Source organism: Eubacterium xylanophilum ATCC 35991 (assembly GCF_000518685.1).
GTDB lineage: Bacteria > Bacillota > Clostridia > Lachnospirales > Lachnospiraceae > Eubacterium_F > Eubacterium_F xylanophilum.
On record NZ_JAEB01000001.1, the window covers coordinates 1 to 18827 of the forward strand.

Annotated in this window: 19 protein-coding genes; 17 read left to right on the forward strand and 2 right to left on the reverse strand. The window is 39.3% G+C overall.

Annotated elements, in window-relative coordinates:
• From L877_RS14175 to fliS, 5 genes are all read left to right on the forward strand, one after another.
• Positions 1–680 (forward strand): hypothetical protein (locus L877_RS14175; protein WP_034784693.1); only part of this gene is annotated, 680 nt, incomplete at its 5' end.
• Positions 677–1954 carry a leucine-rich repeat domain-containing protein gene (locus L877_RS0100010; RefSeq protein ID WP_026834327.1) on the forward strand — a complete coding sequence of 426 codons (1278 nt, stop codon included), beginning with the start codon at positions 677–679 and terminating at the stop codon, positions 1952–1954. The genes L877_RS14175 and L877_RS0100010, both read left to right, overlap by 4 nt.
• A gap of 137 nt (positions 1955–2091) precedes the next feature.
• Positions 2092–4824 (forward strand): DUF6240 domain-containing protein, encoded by a 2733-nt coding sequence (locus L877_RS0100015; protein WP_026834328.1) that lies wholly within the window; start codon positions 2092–2094, stop codon positions 4822–4824.
• A 27-nt stretch (positions 4825–4851) separates the two neighbouring features.
• A complete protein-coding gene (locus L877_RS14445) occupies positions 4852–6267 on the forward strand; it encodes a flagellin N-terminal helical domain-containing protein (protein WP_026834329.1) in 1416 nt (471 codons plus the stop codon).
• Between the two features lie 77 nt (positions 6268–6344).
• Entirely contained in the window at positions 6345–6824 is a 480-nt protein-coding gene (gene fliS, locus L877_RS0100025) for a flagellar export chaperone FliS (RefSeq protein ID WP_026834330.1), read from the forward strand.
• 67 nt (positions 6825–6891) lie between these two features.
• Here fliS and L877_RS0100030 read toward each other — a convergent pair whose 3' ends face one another.
• Positions 6892–7659: a class II glutamine amidotransferase gene (locus L877_RS0100030; RefSeq protein ID WP_026834331.1), complete on the reverse strand. Its 768-nt coding sequence runs from the start codon at positions 7657–7659 to the stop codon at positions 6892–6894.
• Positions 7652–8875, reverse strand: a complete 1224-nt coding sequence (locus L877_RS0100035) for a glutamate-cysteine ligase family protein (RefSeq protein ID WP_026834332.1) — start codon at positions 8873–8875, stop codon at positions 7652–7654. The genes L877_RS0100030 and L877_RS0100035 overlap by 8 nt, the downstream gene beginning before the upstream one ends.
• 325 nt (positions 8876–9200) lie before the next feature.
• Between L877_RS0100035 and L877_RS0100040 the strand changes: the two genes are divergently transcribed.
• The 12 genes from L877_RS0100040 to L877_RS0100095 all read left to right on the forward strand — a co-directional run bounded on the left by L877_RS0100040 (position 9201) and on the right by L877_RS0100095 (position 18825).
• Positions 9201–9737: an A24 family peptidase gene (locus L877_RS0100040; protein ID WP_026834333.1), complete on the forward strand. Its 537-nt coding sequence runs from the start codon at positions 9201–9203 to the stop codon at positions 9735–9737.
• A gap of 28 nt (positions 9738–9765) precedes the next feature.
• The gene (locus L877_RS0100045; protein ID WP_026834334.1) at positions 9766–10797 is read left to right on the forward strand and encodes a hypothetical protein; all 1032 of its coding nucleotides are present in this window, start codon (positions 9766–9768) and stop codon (positions 10795–10797) included.
• Positions 10712–11944, forward strand: a complete 1233-nt coding sequence (locus L877_RS0100050) for a TadA family conjugal transfer-associated ATPase (RefSeq protein ID WP_479723592.1) — start codon at positions 10712–10714, stop codon at positions 11942–11944. Before L877_RS0100045 ends, L877_RS0100050 begins: the two co-directional genes overlap by 86 nt.
• A gap of 109 nt (positions 11945–12053) precedes the next feature.
• The gene (locus L877_RS0100055; RefSeq protein WP_207637203.1) at positions 12054–12680 is read left to right on the forward strand and encodes a type II secretion system F family protein; all 627 of its coding nucleotides are present in this window, start codon (positions 12054–12056) and stop codon (positions 12678–12680) included.
• 18 nt (positions 12681–12698) lie between these two features.
• The gene (locus L877_RS13215) at positions 12699–13781 is read left to right on the forward strand and encodes a type II secretion system F family protein (RefSeq protein WP_026834337.1); all 1083 of its coding nucleotides are present in this window, start codon (positions 12699–12701) and stop codon (positions 13779–13781) included.
• A gap of 53 nt (positions 13782–13834) precedes the next feature.
• Complete coding sequence (locus L877_RS0100065; protein ID WP_207637204.1) at positions 13835–14017, forward strand: Flp1 family type IVb pilin; 183 nt, start codon at positions 13835–13837, stop codon at positions 14015–14017.
• A gap of 1 nt (position 14018) precedes the next feature.
• The gene (locus tag L877_RS0100070) at positions 14019–15893 is read left to right on the forward strand and encodes a DUF5702 domain-containing protein (protein WP_026834339.1); all 1875 of its coding nucleotides are present in this window, start codon (positions 14019–14021) and stop codon (positions 15891–15893) included.
• 118 nt (positions 15894–16011) lie between these two features.
• A complete protein-coding gene (locus tag L877_RS0100075; protein ID WP_026834340.1) occupies positions 16012–16755 on the forward strand; it encodes a pilus assembly protein in 744 nt (247 codons plus the stop codon).
• Between the two features lie 18 nt (positions 16756–16773).
• Positions 16774–17226, forward strand: coding sequence for a prepilin peptidase (locus L877_RS0100080; RefSeq protein WP_026834341.1), 453 nt, complete (start codon positions 16774–16776; stop codon positions 17224–17226).
• Positions 17202–17651: a TadE/TadG family type IV pilus assembly protein gene (locus L877_RS0100085; protein ID WP_026834342.1), complete on the forward strand. Its 450-nt coding sequence runs from the start codon at positions 17202–17204 to the stop codon at positions 17649–17651. The genes L877_RS0100080 and L877_RS0100085 overlap by 25 nt, the downstream gene beginning before the upstream one ends.
• 9 nt (positions 17652–17660) lie before the next feature.
• Positions 17661–18494: a DUF6382 domain-containing protein gene (locus L877_RS0100090; RefSeq protein ID WP_026834343.1), complete on the forward strand. Its 834-nt coding sequence runs from the start codon at positions 17661–17663 to the stop codon at positions 18492–18494.
• Between the two features lie 163 nt (positions 18495–18657).
• On the forward strand, positions 18658–18825 hold the full coding sequence (locus L877_RS0100095) for a DUF362 domain-containing protein (RefSeq protein WP_026834344.1): 168 nt from the start codon (positions 18658–18660) through the stop codon (positions 18823–18825).
• Positions 18826–18827: the final 2 nt, after the last annotated feature.

Below are 18827 nucleotides of genomic sequence, written 5' to 3' on the forward strand. Positions count from 1 at the left end.
AGAAGAGTATATTTGTTGATAATAGAGATGATATGTTTTTGTTAGTACGAGAAGACAAATCTAGCTATATAGTAAGTATAGAACATAATGCTCATAGTAATGCAATAAAAGGTTTCAAATTTGTTGCACCTTCAAAAAATTTGAAGCAAGATAAGATTGAGGCGCATATTAAGGGGCTCGGTTTCATGGATGATATCGCGATAGAGCATGATGGAGATATTGCCTTGTACTATAGAGATGATGAAAATAATGAAGATCACTATAGAGTAATCAAGGGAGATAAGATAATAAAGAAAAATGAAAAGAAAATAACAAGAGAATTATGTCGCTTTAAGATATATAACCGAGAAAAATCTTTAGTTGTGCATGATGATCAAACCAATAAATCGACATCTATATTCATGGATGAGATATGTGATGTTTGGAAAGAGTTTAATGCCAATGAAAGCTTTTATTCTTGCGCAAACGATGATAAAATATATATATTACAGGGAAATATCCTTGGATGTATTGACTACGATAAAAAACAGTTTTCTAGTTTCAAATTAGATAATATATATAATGACAATTCAAAATATAGAGTTAATCTAGTATGTGATAAAAACAATAACTTGTATATTGTAAAAATTCCTCTTGAAGTGGAGGAAGACGAAAGTAGTATTTGGAGGATTCGAATATGAAAATATATTCTATGGTTGTTGCACTTATATCTATATTTGCATTGCTCGCATGTGGCAAGGATAAGACGGACGTTTCACGATTAGTTGAACATCCAGAAGTAGAAACGCAAGATGTTTCAGCGGCTCCTAATGATAATTGGAGCAAAAATGAAGAAAAGTATACGGATAATGGAATTGAATACCACTACAAGAAATCAGAAGATGGAAAGCATTGCTGGATCTGTGGCATTGATAATACTACTGGCTCATCAAATCTAGATCAATTGGTTATTCCTAAAAAGATAGACAAACTAATTCCTACAAGGCTTGGTAGCATAACCAAGAAAAAAGAAGAGTTTGGCAAGAATATTTTTGGAGAGACGGTTGAGGAAGCTCATGGTGCTTCTGGTGTAACGGAAGAAATAAAAAACATTAAAAAACTGAGTATTCCTGAAAGTATTATCGAGATAGATTGGTATGCGTTTAGTGGAATGGAAAGTTTGGAGGAAGTCAGTTTCCCTGGAAATCTTGAAAAAATAGGTGATTATGTATTATATGGATGTAAGAAGCTATCAAAAGTTTCTATGTCTAAAAATGTCAAAACATTTTCACCAAGGACATTCGCGGGATGTGAAGGCTTAAGTGAAATTTCAATATCAGAGGATAATCCCAATTTTAAAGCTGAAGATGGTTTAGTTATAACTAAAGCAGATAATAAGCTATTTATGGTAGTTCCTGCGCTTAAAAGAGTAGTAGTTCCAGACGGAATTTCTGTTTTGGGAGAAGACTGTATGATAGATAGTAAGGCGATGAGCCTCTATATTCCCGAATCTGTGGAAACAATTGAAAAAAATGCTATTGCTGCGTCGAAGCTTTCCGAGATTGAGTTGGCAAAGAACAGCGGAACATTTTCTATGGATAGAGATTGCTTGTACAGAAAAGATGACAATACACTTGTAGCTGGAATTCTGAAAAAAGGAAAGTTAACAGTTTCTTCCGAGGTGAAGGAAATCAATTCATATGCAATGACTGCTAATAATCAGCAGGGGAATAGCGGGTTTAAGAGACTAGTTATTCCAAGTTCTGTAAAAGTGCTTAAGGGAGATTGGGCTGATTTTTGTATGAATGTCAAAGAGATAGAATTTGAAGGTGAAGTTCCACCTGTAATCTCAGATTTGCCTGAGGGTACATCAGCACTTATCGAGAATATAACGTATATTGTGCCTAGTAAGGCGAAGGATGAATACAAAAAATGGTTCAAAGCTAACGACCTAATGTATTACAAACTTGCATAATAGATATTGAAATATTTTATAGAGAGCACTCGTGAATACGGGTGCTCTTTTCTCACTAAACTAAGTGGCATTTTCCTCCGATATAGTTTTCAGATGGGATGTGAACAGTGATTATACAATGAAAGTGAGTGAAAGCTATGATAATAGATGCTAACAAGCTTTCCATTGACTACAAGAGTACAAGTCAGAGCGACGGTACAGGGATACCAGTTCAAGTTGCCAAGGATGGTAGCGTTTCCGGAGAGGGAATAAGATACACTAAGGACAGTGCGGTACAAAAGGATATGGGAAAGAGCACAGTATATAATGAAAATGCAGAGGCGGCTGGTGATAAAGACCGCCTTTTTGAGATGGAGATGAAGGGAGTTAAGTTTAACCCTGCTGATTTTATTAGAGAAAGTATAGACGGAGAAATAGCAGGAGAAATCGAAGCTAACGGAAAAAAAATAGAAGATTATGAACCCGGAGAACTCGAAGGAGAAATAGAGAGGATTAAAGCGGAGCGTGCTGACAGAGAAGAGGCGCTGGAGCGTCAGGTGGAGCGACAGCGGGAGGTGTCGGAACATTTTTCCGAGATGGAAGAGAGAATAGAGGCTGCATCGAGGATGGCATTCAATGTGAAGGGGCTTACAGAGTCGGCAATTCAGTATTTTCTGGACAATGATTTGCCAATTAATCCTACATCGATTCAAAGTGCAGTTGCGGTGTCCAATGCGAATTCTATGCCACGTTATGGCAATGATTTTTCTGATGTCATGAATTCAATCTCAGATAAATATTCCGATATGGATATGGAGGCAGCAAAGTGGCTCTATGAGAATAACGTACCGGTTACAGAAGAAACTGCAGAAAAATACATCGCACTCGGTGAGCTAAAAGACCTTCCAGAGGAGGTTATAAGGGATAGAATAGAAGATGAAGTTATAGATGGAGTGTTGCCGGAACAGGCAGACCTTACACATATTTCTAGAGGAGAGGCAGCGGAGATAATAGCTCAGAGAAAGCTCCAAGAGACAAGGCTTGCTATGACTGTGGAGTCTGTGAGAAATATGGAAAATAAGGGTATTCACGTTGATATTACTAACATCGAAGCTGTTGTGGAAGAACTAAGAAATATGGAACAACAAGCGGCGGCAAAGGCATTTGACGTGGTCGGCGTAGAGAATACGGAAGAAAATGTTGAGATTTACATTGGTACCATGAATGCAAGGGGACTTGTAAAGAACCAACCGGCCGCTGCCCTTGGAATGACGTATAATATACCTGAAATAGGACTTATGGAAGTGATTGAGCAAGGTGAAAAAGTTGGTAGTGTTGCGGACTTTGACATCTATGAAAAAGTTGGAACAGAAGTCAGACCGGATCTTGGGGATTCTATTAAGAAGGCATTTGGCTCCGTAGATGGGTTGCTTGAAGAGATAGATATGGAACCAACAGCGGCAAATCAGAGAGCTGCAAGGATACTCGGATATAATAGATTAGAGATTACAAGTGAAAATGTTCAGCAGATGAAGGAGTATGATCAGCTAGTAACTACAGTAGTAGACAAACTTAAACCTAATATGGTTGCTGAGCTTATTAAAAGGCAGATTAACCCGCTAGAGTACAGTCTTGAGAGATTATTGGGTGCTATTAATGAGATAGAAGCAGAGGTGACTCCTGAGGATGTGTCATTTCCGAAGTACCTCTGGAAACTCGATCATTCAGGTGAAATTTCTCCTGAAGAGAGAAAGAGTATGATCGGTATTTATAGGCTTTTGGATAAAGTAGATAAGAGCGATGGAGCGGTAATAGGAAAGGTTATTAATGATGGAAGAGTATTGTCATTTTCATCACTTCTCTCAGCGATTCGCTCGGATAAGGCAAAGGGAATTGATGCGGAGATAGATGATGATTTTGGCGGAATTGTTGCAGGCAAGACCGCCACGGAAAAGATAGATGTTCAGATAAGTGCGGCTTTTGCCGGTCGCGTAGTCAGAGATTTGAAGGAGGACTTGTCACCTGCAGTTTTGAAAAAAAGAGAAAGCGTGATGGATGACAATCTAGAGGATGTTCTGGAGGATTGTAAATTTAATCCGGAAGCAATTGCAGAGGAAGAAGCTTATTATTCTGCTAAAGCGACAGAAGTGAGGCAGATGGCTACTGCAGTTGAGGACGAGATTCTTGCCAATTTAGAGGAAGTCGGCATAGAAAAGACACTTTCAAATATCGAGATAATGAAAGATTATCTGAAGAATGGAAGTGGGAAGACAATGAAAAAACTTCTAGAGGGCGAGGAGAATCCAGATATTCTAGATAAACTTGATTCGCCAGAAGAATTAAATATGGCGATGGATGAATTTGAGAATAATATGATTGATCGAATTGCAAGGGAGCAAGAAACCATGGAGGAACCAACATATGAAAGCGTAAGGGATTTGGCACTTATGGCTTCCACAGTTTCCTTCTATCGTCAGATGCGCTCCTATCAAAGATATGAGATTCCTATTGTAAATAATCAAGGAATTGCATCTATGAGTATAACGTTCCAAGGTAAATCTGCCGATAAAAAAGGTGTAGCGGAAATTGACTATAGAGTGGACGAGGGAATTAATCTTAAGGCTACGCTTAAAGTCAGTGAGAATAGGGTTTCAGGTTTTGTGACGGGAGACAGGATAGAGGAAAGTTGGAAAAATGAGGTTTTAGCTGAATTCAAAAAGGATTTGGAGATGAATGGTTTTACGATGGAGCGTGTTGACTTTGCCATAGGGCAGAGACGTTCATTTCTCAGCGGAGACTTATATGATGGAAATGCAAGTAATAAGGCACTTTACCAGGTTGCAAAGTGTTTTGTTAACAGCATGATCAGCAGCGGAACATTTTTCTTATAAAATGTTCGGACAATGGAGGAATGAGTTATGAAGATAAGCACGAATGTAGCTGCTCTTATGGCGAGCAGAAGTCTAAATAAAACATCGGATAACCTTACAGCCAGCTTGGAGCGTTTGTCATCCGGATATAGAATTAATAAGGCGGCTGACGATGCTGCGGGAATGGCGATTTCTCAGAAAATGCATGCGCAGATACGTGGATTGCAGAGGGCTGCAAGAAATGGATCGGACGGAATATCATTTATCCAGACAGCCGAGGGTGCTCTTACAGAGATAGAAAATATTCTGCAGAGATGTCGTGAGTTATCGGTGCAGGCGGCAAATGATACGAATACTCTTGAGGACAGAGATGCAATCCAGACTGAGATTTCACAGCTTTTGGCGGAGATAGACAGATTGTCTTCCAGCACGGAGTTTAATACCAAATCTATCCTCGATGGTTCTTGTTGCAGACAGACATCATCTGATAATATCAGGGTGCGTACTTTGGAAATCAGTGACGATGTTCCGAAGAAGACATATTCACTCACAGTGACCGAGGCGGCATCTAAGACTAAGCTTACCACAGGAGCACTTGGAATGGGAACTTCTGATACTTTTACTGATGACGGAAGCGTGATGCTCAATGGTCAATCTATAGAGATAAAGGCTGGGGATAGCCTTGAAGACGTATACAAAAGGATTCGTGATATAGGGGAGAAAATGGATATTGATGTAAGGCCTGTAGATGGTGCCGGGGTGGAGGCACCTCTAGGTGCAAGTTCAGGGCTCGAGTTTGAGGCGAAAGTTGCAGGATCGTCACAGCAAATCGAGCTTAAGGCAAGTGATGATATTATTGCCGCTAAACTTGGCATAAGTGGAGCGTCTACGGTTCAGGGAATAGACGCTAAAGTGGAGCTTGATACTGCTTCTGGATTTTCAAATACGGCGACAGTATACTCAGACGGAGCTAGAGTTGAAGTTACAGATCGAAGCGGATTCCTCATGGTATTTGATGTGACCGGAGCAGAAGCTGGAAGTGAGGCTAACATCTCAGTGCTCGATGCGGGATATATTTCTCTGCAGATTGGAGCAAACGAAGGTCAGACCATGGCATTGTCAATTCCATCATCATCAAGTAAGGCTTTGAATGTTGATAAATGCAATGTTTGTTCATCAAAGGGCGCAACAAATGCAATTACACTATTTGATCAAGCAATTCAAAGAGTATCATCAATTCGAGCAAAGCTTGGAGCATATCAAAATCGATTGGATTCTGCCACATCGAGTCTTGACGCAACATCCTTGAATCTCACAGAATCATGCTCGAGAATAGAGGATATGGACATGGCAGAAGAAATGACAAATTATACACAGCTAAATGTATTATCCCAGGCGGGAACGTCGATGTTGTCGCAAGCCAATAATCGACCACAAACTGTAATGCAGTTGTTGCAGGGATAATTAAATATATATGAAAATGGCACGAAGCTCTAGAAAAAGTATGGATTATCGAAACTACACTACGAGGGGTGACAAATTTGGAAAAGGATAAATTGCAAGAGTACGCGACGAGAGTGTCGCAAGCTAATAAAAGTGAATTAGTTGTAATCATGATGGAGGCGATTCTTGACAGCTTGGAAGACGGAAAAAAGTGTCTTCAAGAGGAGAATATGGAGAAATGCCGCAGTGAGTTAAATCGGGCCAGGGGCCTGATTACAGAGCTGATGGGAAGCTTGGATTTTTCAATTGAAATATCTCATTACTTGCGTCAGCTATACATTTTTTCCTACCGCGAAATCTGCCAGGGAATAGCTACTAGGGATTCATCTAGATTCGACAATGCGGCGAAAGTTATTAGCGGACTCCTAGTTGGATTTAGGGAAGTTGCTCATGAAGATAACACGGGTCCAGTCATGGGCAATACTGAAGCAATTTATGCAGGCATGACATACGGAAGGTCAAGCCTTAATGAGATGGTTGACATCGATGTCAACAAAACTAGAGGGTACAAGGCGTAAGTGAGTAATGTAGTGACGATGGCCCCAGCGAGATGCTGGGGCCTTTTTTCTGTGGAAACGCATATTATTAAAGTCCGGAATAAGAAAAATAAAGTAATTTCATCTTACTTTCATCATGGACATATGTATTTTCATGTGGTTGACCAGCATAAATTATCTGGCCTTCTTTGTAAACCAACAGCTGGTTTTGAGCAACTTCCTCCCAATCTCCATCCAAAAGTGGATGAGTGGAGAATAGAACTGCATCGTCATCTTGTCGCTTGTAGAGCGTTTTGGCTTCATTTTTATGTACATAGAATAGTTCCCCATCATACAGGATGAAATTCACCTTATTTCCAGGAGAAATGTTCCGAGTAATTCGCTCAATTAATTCAATGCGAGTCTCTGAGTCCGGGGCTTTTCCGGTCTGTCGGAATATTTTATTTATCTCATCTATTATATGCAGCAAAATCCTCTCGCTGTCAGTGGTTCCTGTTTGTGTATACTGATATTTATCGATAATATCAGACTCAAAAATAGTCCCATTGTGAGCGAGAACCCAAAGTCTGCCGGATTCATCATGCCCTGTAAATGGATGGGTGTTGTCTGATGATTCATCACCGATGGTGGCTCTTCTGATGTGGGCGATACAGCTTTTGGATTCGATATTATGCTGCAGGCGATTTTTCAGCCACAAACTTTTGAGAGCCATGATAGGTGCTTTAATAACACTGGCATCTTCGAGAAAGGCCAGTCCCCACCCATTTCTATGCTCTTCACTGTGGCTAAAAAAGACTTCCAGAAGCTCGTTGAGATGGAGCTTTCTGCTGGATGTCACACCAAAAAGTTCACACATACTTTAGATACTCCTTTTCGTTCTCTGGTAGAACGTCTCGTGCTAAATCAACAAGTTTTGCAGCCCACTCTGAGGCTGTTTTTTTATTATAAATAATTGCATCTTTTCCCGCTTTTTCGATTTTCTCGATGACGCTCTGAATTTTACATAAACTATCTACGCAAGCCAGCTCCTTGTCAAGTAAATTCAGATTGAAATCCGAATAAACAAGTCCTTTTAGAAGAGCTGTATATCCAAGTGCTTTCTTGATTGGAACACTGTCTGCAACGCGTATTTCAATGTACTTTTTAATCCTAAAGTGGAAAAAGCCCATAGACATAAAATGTTCTACAAGTTGATTATTTCTTGTCTTGTCATTGTCGTCGATGGATATGGTTCCCGCTGCTTCGAGTTTTTCAGCACTATTATCACCAACACCGGTTGTCTCGCCCTTATCAGTGAGAAGGATTAGGGGTGTTTTGTAAATGACGTCGGCTATTTTTTCATAGCCAAAATCAGAACCTAGTGAGTCTGGATAAAAGCCGGTTCTTGATGGATCCAAATCATCCCACTCCTGTATTCTCAGAAGATGTGGTTTGTCTTTTGCACCCGGGAGCGTGGTTGATTCATCACTCTTATTTTCCATCATAATTGACAGGATAGGTGATATCTTTTGTAATACTTGAAGCTTTTTAACTAGATCTTGCTCGGACTTATAATCCACGGAAACCTGGGTAGATGCTGAAGCACGCATCATATATTTTCCATAATGACCGCTCTTTCTGAAATATTCATCCATATATTTGTATCTCTTTTTGGGAGATAAAGGAATATCATCCGGCGTAATTTTTTCATATTCTACAGAAGGGAGTACGCCCTTAGCTAAGATATTGTAGCCTTTTTCTGAAAAGAGTGGTTCCCATGTTGAGATAAAATCAGCATAAATCTTTTCTATTTTGGGAATGTCGGAATACGGATTAATACTGATTTCAAACTGGCATGAAGGCTCGAGAGTAACGCAGTATTCGTCTGTGAAATATCCGGATGGGAAGCCATCTATATAGTGAATATCTGCACCGAGCTTATTTGCCACATTTTCTATTAAGGCGGTAACTACATCAAATGGGATTTGCTCTCCATCGGAATTGATGATAAAGTGCTCAATCTCCAATCCCAGGTTCTCCTTGTTAGTCTCTCCGCTTTTCACATAATCAAGTATCTTCTGTCTAAATGCCATTATAAATCATCTCCTCGTTTGTTTGTTTGTTTAAATAATGGTATCACAGGGGTGATGAGTTGAAAATTATCTATGTTTTATCATCAATGATTAGTTTTGCTTATTACAAAAAAATAATCGGAATATTGGGGAGGAGCGATGTTTTTCTCGCACGAATGGTTAGTTTTTCGAATATAAATACTATTTTTTTGATTAAACTGCATTTTATCCGATTGAATGTTATGAAAATGTGTTCAAACGGTAGATTATTCGGTATAAACGACATTTGACGGAATAAAAAAAATAATGTAGAATGCACATATCAATTTCGAAGAGGGAGGTAGGAATGGTATTTTTTGAGGATATTGCATGGATTTTTGACATTGCATTGTTGATGGTATTGTTGTATGTATCGATCTGGGATCTGTCCAAGTATAGAGTTTCCAATATTGCGATTTTTATTGGATTTGTTATTGGTGTTGGAAGGTGGTACATGTGCGGCGGTATTGCTTCAATGTTGTATTCGTTAGGAGTCAGTGTAATTCCCATATTGGCGATGTTTCTATTGTTCAAGATTCGAGTATTTGGTGCGGGTGATATCAAGTTATTGTCGGTAATATTCTGTAATTATAGAATTGAAGCCGGGAGTAAGATATTTTTATTATCGATGATTTTGGGAGCTGTTTTTGGAGCAGCTAAGCTGATTTGGCGCGGACAATTGTTCTTGCGATTTTATAGGCTTGTTCGGTATATAGGTGATGTGATTCAAACCAAAAGAATTGAGAGATATTATGATATTGAGAGGGACGGAACTACATCTGCAGTGCCCTTTGCATTGTGTATATCAGTAGCCGATTTATGCTACTGGGGGCTCTGCTTGTGAGATATGTAGTTCCCTGAGGATTTTGCTTATGAGAAGTTTTAATTACCTTTTTCTGCTCACAAGAGTGCCAGGCTTTTCAGAAGGCCTGGCACATCAAATCAAGATTCTATCTGATGACAGATGTAAGGTAGACATATTTACAAACATCCCGGATGTCAAGGATATAGATAAGCCGGGAGTTTGGATAACGGATGATGAGATGTGGCTTAAGGCTCTGGAGGGAGAGAGAGTCATCTATCTCTCTGAGAGAAATGGAGAACAGGGAGATTCATCGGTGCGGAACATTTTTAAGTATCAAAAGTTATCTGATATTGCAAGGCAAATATTAGAGGAGGTTGAGGATGCTGAGGTGTTTGATTCGGGTAGTGGAGAGGCGTCCTATCCTTGGGAGCTTGATGACAAGGAAGGATGTTGCATGCTATCTGTGATGCCGGGTATGGCTCCGTATGACGCCACTACGCTAGGTATAGTGATATCGACAGGTTGTGCTGAGAAAGGAAAAGTTCTACTGGTGCCCGGCTCCGATGTTTCTTTGTATTGTGATGATATGTCTGAATCTCAGGAATGGGATTTTTCACGGTTGGTCATGTGCAGTGATGACGATGTGTTTGAATCCAGGCTTGCTGAACAAAAGGAAGTGATGGCAGGAGTTCATATTGTTAGGCAGGCATTGGTCAGTGAAGATTATATGGATTACGGCGAGGATGAGATAAAGTTATTTGTGGATAGACTCAGAAATCAGGATATATATCAGTATATCATTTTTGAATTCGGAAATTACTATCCTTGGATAAAAGAGGTTTTGAGGAGTTCAGATTATGTGGTAGGTAAGAGATATACATCTGCTATTGAGCGACGAGTGATGGATAGATTTGCCAGACAATACAGTTGTATGGAGATGAATAGAGAAGTTGAGATAGATATAACGGACTCCATGAGACATGAAGCAATAAATATATGGAATAGCAGGGGGGATGATGGTGGACGACGAATTAAAGGAGATTCAAGCAAGAGTTCGAGACAAGGTGTTATCAAGAATCTCAGTGGAAGAGCTAGATAACAGCGAACTGCGTTTGCTGATTGCTGATTGTATATATGAGGACCATGCAGGGCGGCAGATTAGATATAAGAAGAAAAGATTATTGATTAATCTATTGCTCAATTCTATGCGAAAGCTGGATGTTCTGCAGGAACTTCTGGAGGATGATGAAGTAACTGAAGTTATGGTGAATGGAAAGGATGATATATTTATCGAGCGAGCGGGTGTAATTAGTCAGACAAATCTCAAGTTTGAGTCGAGGGAGAGGTTGGCTGATATTGTTCAACAGATTGCCTCTGGGGGAAATAGAATTGTCAATGAATCCAATCCGATTCTGGATGTCAGGCTTGGAGATGGCTCAAGAATTAACATTGTACTCGATCCAATAGCAATAGATGGACCGGTGATAACAATCAGAAAGTTTCCCAAAGAACCTATGACTATGAACAAATTGATGGATATAGGTGCCATCACTGAGGAGGCAGCAGAATTTCTGTGTGCGCTGGTTAGATCAAAACACAATATATTTATATCCGGTGGAACAGGCGCAGGCAAGACAACTTTTTTAAATATATTATCTAATTATATCCCTGAGGATGAAAGGATAATAACTATCGAGGATTCTGCGGAATTACAGATTAGAAATATACCCAATATTGTCAGATTGGAGGCGAGAAATGCCAATGTAGAGGGGGATAATGCGATTTCCATCAGAGACTTGATCAAGAGTGCCTTGCGCATGCGCCCGGATAGGATTGTAGTTGGTGAGATTAGGGATGCCACGGCTATTGATATGTTGGCTGCAATGAATACAGGACATGATGGCTCTTTGTCTACCGGACATGCCAATAGCCCAGCGGACATGATCAGTCGTATGGAAACCTTGGTTCTCATGGGAATGGATATACCGATAGCCGCAGTGAGGCAGCAGATAAGTTCTGCCATTGACTATATCATACATCTTGGACGTCTGAGGGACAAATCACGAAAAGTTCTCGACATAAGTGAGGTAGGAGCTGTCGTAGACGGACGGGTATTGCTTAATACAATATATTCTTTCGAGGAAGAGGGCGAGAAGAATGGTAAGATTCTTGGCAGGCTTCAGAGAACAGATAATAATATAATAAACAGAGAAAAATTTTTAAGGAGTGGAATAAAAAATTATTAATTATGATGAATACAAATATACGACAAAAGAGAAAATATGTTTTTTCAGTGGGTTTTACTTAGCTGTATTTGGGATACTATATCTATTCTATAACAGTATAGCGGTATGTGTGATAGCTTCAGTTCCACTGAGTTTATTCCTGATGAACAAGAATAAATCAAGACTTATAGACAAGAGAAAGTGGGAACTAGACATCCAGTTTAGAGATGCTTTGGATGCTGTTGTTGCTGCATTGGTGGCCGGATATTCTCTAGAGAATTCCTTCGCAAGCGCGAGAGAGTCACTATCTCTTATGTATGATGATGATGCTCTTATAATCAGGGAGATGGATTATATAGTGAACAGAGTCGAGTACAATGTTCCGATTGAACAGGTTTTGCAAGAGTTTTCGGATAGAAGCAATGTTGAGGACATAAGGATGTTCTGTGACGTCGTGGGGATTGCTAAGAGAACAGGTGGAAACTTGGTAAAGATTATCCGTGGAACTAGTGGGAATATTGCCGAGAGACAAGAATCTAGACGGGAAATAGAGACAATGATTTCTGGCAAGAAGATGGAGGCTAATATAATGAGCATTATACCGATGTCTATGATTGTTTATATGAGAGTTTTTTCTCCCGGTTACCTGGATCCGATGTATCATAATTTGGCGGGCGTGGTGATGATGACTGTCTGTCTTGTTTTATATGGGTTGGGGGTTTTCGCTGCGCGAAGGATTATGACTATTGAGTGGTAAGGTGATCGGAGGAATGGAATGAGAGATATACTAGATAAATTTATAAGATATGGAATCGAGAATACAAGACTAAAAAAACTCCTGATGCGCGATAATAGGACAAAGTCGGCAGTTGAATTGCTTTATCCCAAGCAACAATACGAGGATATTCTAACGGAAATATGGGTGAAGCGAGTAAAGACAATCGGAATACTTTTATTTGTTGTTGTGATCGCCTTTATTTATTGTAAGGCGCAGACAAAGTACTTTGACTTTGTGGACGGGGAAAACAGCGTTGTTTTGGAAACGGATGAGAGTATAGGGTTTAACTTCTCGTTTAATATGGATGGGGAGGTTGTGTCGGATCATATGACAATTGAGCCCAGGACGGAGACTCATGGCACAGAAACTGGAAGCTCAGATGGAAATCAGAGAAAAGATGAAATTCTTTATGAAATGCGCGATGAGATAGAGAGTTCAGTCGAAAGTCAGAGAGGTAACAAAGTTGCGGTGCTCCCAAAAGAAGTATCCGGGAGAGACGTTAGATACTTTAATGATAAACCTGAGACGGATTATTCTCTATTTGCTCTGTCGTTAGTGATATTGATTCTTTGTCCGGTGATTTGGTACAAAAAGCAAAGGGAGAGAGTAGAGGAGAGGGAGAATCAGTTGATTCTTGACTATCCGACATTTGTAAACAAGATGAGTATATTTCTAGGCGCAGGGCTAACTGTGAGGGGGGCAGTGGAGCGCTTGTGTATGGAATATCGTGAACGCAAGGAGAAAGGAGGAAATAAGAGATATCTATATGAAGAATTACTTATTGTCAATTCAGAGATTAGTAATGGTATTTCCGAGGGGAGAGCCATAGAGAAATTTGGCAAGCGATGCAGGTTGGTGAGTTATATGAGATTTGCGTCGATATTGTCCCAATGTATCAAGAAGGGATCAGATAACGTGACGGAGATGTTAGATGAAGAAGTGAGAAATTCCATGGAGATTCGCAAGGAGAATGCTAAGGCAAGAGGTGAGCGAGCGAGCACTAAACTCTTACTTCCTTGTGTATTAATGCTTGGAATTGTAATGGCAATTATAATGATTCCTGCTTTTTTGACTATGTGATATATGATTATATATAAACACTGATATATGATTTTTGAGGAGGTTGTTTGAGTATGTTGATAGATGATTTTTCAGCTTTCTTATCTGAGGAAGATGGAATAGGTGTGGTTGAGATAATACTAATACTGGTAGTTTTAGTTGCACTCGTCCTGATTTTCAAGGATAGAATAACAAAAGTAGTCAATGATGCTTTCAAGCATTTTAACGACGACTCAAAAACGATTATAGGAGAATAAAATGCATTATGATAGGAATGATGGGAGTGTGACAGTTTTATTTTCGCTAGTTTTGCTAATAATTGTGGCACTTATCGGCACAGTGTTAGAGATTACCAGAACGAAAATGTGTGAGATTCACTCATATAGAACACTTGTGTCTTCGGCGGATTCATTGCTTACTGAGTATAGCCGTCCGCTTTATGATAGATATAATTTGTTCTTTATAGAGGACTGCGGCAAGAGCTTCGAGAGAAGCATAGCTGAGTATGCTGCCCCTGCAATGGGGCAGCGTGAAATCTCTCCTTTGATATTGTTGCCATATTGTTCTGGAATATTGACAGACGTAAGTGTCACAAATAAAAGATATATAGGTAATAATGACTGCGAATCACTGATGCATCAGATATCTGAGCTGTCGAAGAGAAAGCTTGTCGAGAGTTTTTTGACGAAGATAGCCGGGAAAAAGGAGGAGCTGATAAGAAGTGAAGAAGATTTGGATAATCTCAATTCAGAGGTGGAGGAGAACAAAAAACTTGTCAAGGATTATGAGAGGGCTGTAAAAGAGGTAATAATCAGTGATATTGATAAGTACATAGAAAAGATACATTTAGTGAGAGTGCGAAGAGATTTTGGGAAAAGGCTTGAAAAAGCCAGTGAAGGATGCAAAAAACTTCGCAAGGGGAGTTATAAGAAAATAGTGGAGGTCAATTTGTCGGTCATAAATGAAACAAGAGATATTCTTGGTAGTATGGAGACGGCGGGAGACCTAGAAAAAAATACTGAATATATCAAATCCGTGAGAGGGAGACTGAAGGAATTGTGGAAAAGATATAACTCTGACTTGTTGCCCGAGAGAGGAGAAGAACAGATGGATAATCCTATGGAGAATGTAAAAGAGGCAACCGACAAAGGATTGCTAAAGCTTGTTCTTCCGGAGGGAGAAGATGTTTCCAAGAAAAAAACTGAGGAAGCAGACAGGTATCACGACTTATATGTAGGACAGAGTCAGATCTTACATAGTCAGCAAAGGGCTACAGATAGGATAGAAGACTTTCTGGAAGAGAAGGACACTGACCTCAGTGAGAGAGTAGGAGAGAGTTTAAATGATGGCGCGGAGAGTTTGTATCTTCTTAATTATATTAATAAGTATTTTTCTTGCTTTGCTGGTAAGAAAACAGTAAAGAGGAAAGACCACACCAAGGAGAAAACTGCATTAGATTATGAGATGGAGTATCTGGTTGCCGGAGAGAAGTCGGATAAAGCAAATCTGGAGGAGGTTGTTGGGAAGATTCTTCTGATTCGAACAGCGGTTAACACCAGTGCTTTGATAGCATCTTCAGCAAAAAGGGAAACAGCTCATACAGCTGCTCTTGCAATAGTGGGTTTTACTGGAATAGAACCCCTTGTGATTGCAACGCAGTTTACTCTCCTTGCCCTTTGGGGCATGGTTGAGGGGATGGTTGATGTATGTGCAATCCTTCAAGGTAGAAGTGTTCCATTAATAAAGAGAGAGAATGATATAAAGGTAACATTTCCGGAGTTATTTACAGTATCAAGGGCAATGATAAATAATAAAGCCAGACAATTTGTTCAATCAAAGGGAGGAAATGCCGCTAGTGTAGTTGTAGATTATTCTCAATACTTGTCAATGCTTATGCTGATGAATGGTCAAACTAGGACACTACACAGAATGATGGATGTTATGGAGCAAAATATTCGAAAGAATGAGGTAAAAGATTTTAATCTGTCAATATGTGCGGATGCATTTGATGTGGATGGAATATTTTCCTATGAAACAAAATTTATCAGATTGCCAGGTGTGAGGAATGTGATTGATAGCAAGTTGAAGTTTTATTCTATAAAAAAGCATATAGGGGTGAGTTATGTAAAGTAGGTATTGTTACTTCTTTAAAGGGTACTTAAATATATACAAGAGAAACACCAAGTAATGGAGATTTATCCATTCTAAAAATCTAAGTACCCTTTGAAGGGGGAACAAAGGAGGGACCGCAATGAGAATCAGATGGAATGAAGGCTCGATTACAGTGGAGGCGGCACTGATTGTGCCAATCCTGGTCTTTTCGCTGTGCAGTATAGTATATTTTAATGTTATGCTCACACGAAATGAATGCGTCCAATGGGCATTGACTAAGACGGGACGCGAAATGTCAATCGAGTATGCTTTAAAGGAGGACAAGAAGAATCAGTCGCAGCTCATCTTTCAATTATTGTTTAATAAATATTACTATGATTCTTTCCGAATGACAAAGGCGCTTTTTTCTAATTATGATGATGAGACAGGTGTTCTTGACCTTGAAGTGAGAGACTCTATGCGGATTCCATTTCCCCTATATAACAATAAGGTCTTTGTATACTCCAATAAAATAAGGACAAGATCTTTTATAGGTGTAAAGACAAGACAAAACGAAGAAGATTCCAGTGAAATGGTCTATGTTACTAAGACAGGAAGGGTGTTTCACAGGGATTTGGGATGTAGCTATATCACGCCCAAGCTGAGTGAAATCAGTTTTGCTGATTTGAGTTTTGTTCGCAGCATTGGAGGGGCAAAGTACTATCCCTGTGAAGCTTGTTGCAAGAGTAGGGCGTTGGCTTCAAAAGATCATATCTTTATATGCAATTATGGCAACAGATATCATTGTGCAAGGGGATGCAGTAAGATTAGCAGATCTATTGAGAGAATCAAGCTCTCAGATGTAGGTGATCGAATTCCGTGTTCAAAATGTGGAAATAGGTAAAACATAGGAGGCGTATAATTGTTAACTATATTTGGAATGTCTGTTATGTGGTTGTATTTAGTTTATGCAGCTCTATATGATATTAGATATAAGAAAATAAATATGGAAATTGCTGGGCTGTTTGCCCTAGTGATTTTGATTAGTAGGATTGTTGTAATAGTGGTTTTGAATCAAGAATCCGCAACTAGCTTGCTTGGAGTCTTGGTCGGGTTTGGTGTTCTGGTTCTCAGCATCATATCTAGGAGACAGATTGGGATTGGAGATGCGGTAATCATAATAATGTGTGGATTGTCGCTTAATCTCTTGGAAAACATGATAATGTTTTTAATGGCCCTCTTGGGATCTGCGTGTGTCGGAATTTTGATTGTTATTTTCAGAGCTAGATCAAGGCGGTATAGAATAGCATTTATTCCTTTTGTTTGTATTAGTTATGGGGCGGTGTGTATATGGAAGGTTTTGGGTTCGATGTGAAGATGCAGGGAAGTTTTACGGTTGAGATGTCTCTGGTTTTGCCAATGATTATCTGTATTATATTTTTGATTATTTATGGCGGATTTTACACTCATGATATGGCTGTGATTGATTCATATGGAGAGTCAGTGCTGGAAGTGGTTTCTCAAGAGAAGTCATTAAATGATGTTGATTCTTATGAGAATAGGGCAGTTAGATGGTTGAATAGATCCCTGATTATCTCCAAAGTGGAGAAAGTTGACATCACAGACAAGGTAGTATACTGGAGCGAGAATCTTATATATAGATTTGAAGTTACTTTTCCATTTTCGAACTTTTTTGGATTTGGGAAGGAACAGAAACAGAATAGCTACTTCTGTCCCAAAGATCGTAGGTGTGAGCTTATGTGGGATAAGAGTATTGTGGATAACATCAAGCAGAGGTGATGAAACAAAGTGGATATCGAAATTGTCGAGGTTCGAGGCAAAAGAAGGATTGCGGTCCACAACGGAGATGTGAATAACTTCTTTGGATATAATATGATAAAGAATAATGATATGGGGGGAATAGTATCCCCGGAGATAAGCAAACTGGATGGAAGAGATGTTCAAATATATGAACTTGATGGATGTAGACCCCTTATAGACTATATTGGTGAAAAGACCGATTTAGAGCGCGTGAGGCATGTCCTAGATGAACTGTGGGAGCGAATTCTAAGATGCGAGGAATATGTATTAGATCCAGATAATCTAATATATGAAATCGACAATATATTTGTTGAGTTTGGAACAGATGAGATAAAAGTTCTTTACCTCGAGGAATATGATCGTCCGGTTATAAGAGGATTTTGTAAGATTGTTGAGAGAATTATTGAAAGCCTCGGGAAAGAAGAGAGAGAGCTGCTCTTATTCTTGTATTCAGTTCATCGGACATTATCTGCATCACCTTTTAATCCGAGTGATGTTGAGGCAGTTCTTAGAGGAGAGAAGGAATATCTTCAGGATAAGGGAAAAGTAGAAATAGAAAATGCTAGATTAGTAGAGGAGAATGCCACAGATGTTGACGAAAAAAATATGGAGGATAAGAGAGAAATAGCAAAAAAAGATGAGCAGCTGATAAATAATAGACAGATGGTAAGTGTTATGATAGCCCTATTGATTATTTTTTTCTTTGCAATTTCCCCTTATGCAAGAGGAGAGGTGAGCAATCAGATTGAATATATTAGAATTGGTATTGTGATATTTGTTGTTGGTTTTGCTGAGCTACTGGTAGCATCAAAGATAAAATAGAACATTTGTTAGCTAAAACTAATCAAAGTTTGACGTATTTAAACCCCTAAAAACCCCATAAATAGGTAGGTTATGAAATATAAAGAAATTCAAATTTGCACTTGAAATAAAATTTATCATGTGTTATAATTTATTCATAATTCAAAAAAAGGAGGACTGGAAAATGGCATATGTAATTACAGATAGTTGCATTAGTTGTGGATCATGTGCAGCTGATTGTCCAGCTGGAGCTATTTCAGAAGGCGATGCACATTATGAGATCAATGCAGATGCATGCTTGGATTGTGGCGCTTGTGCTGCTGGATGTCCAGTAGGTGCAATCGAGAACTAAGA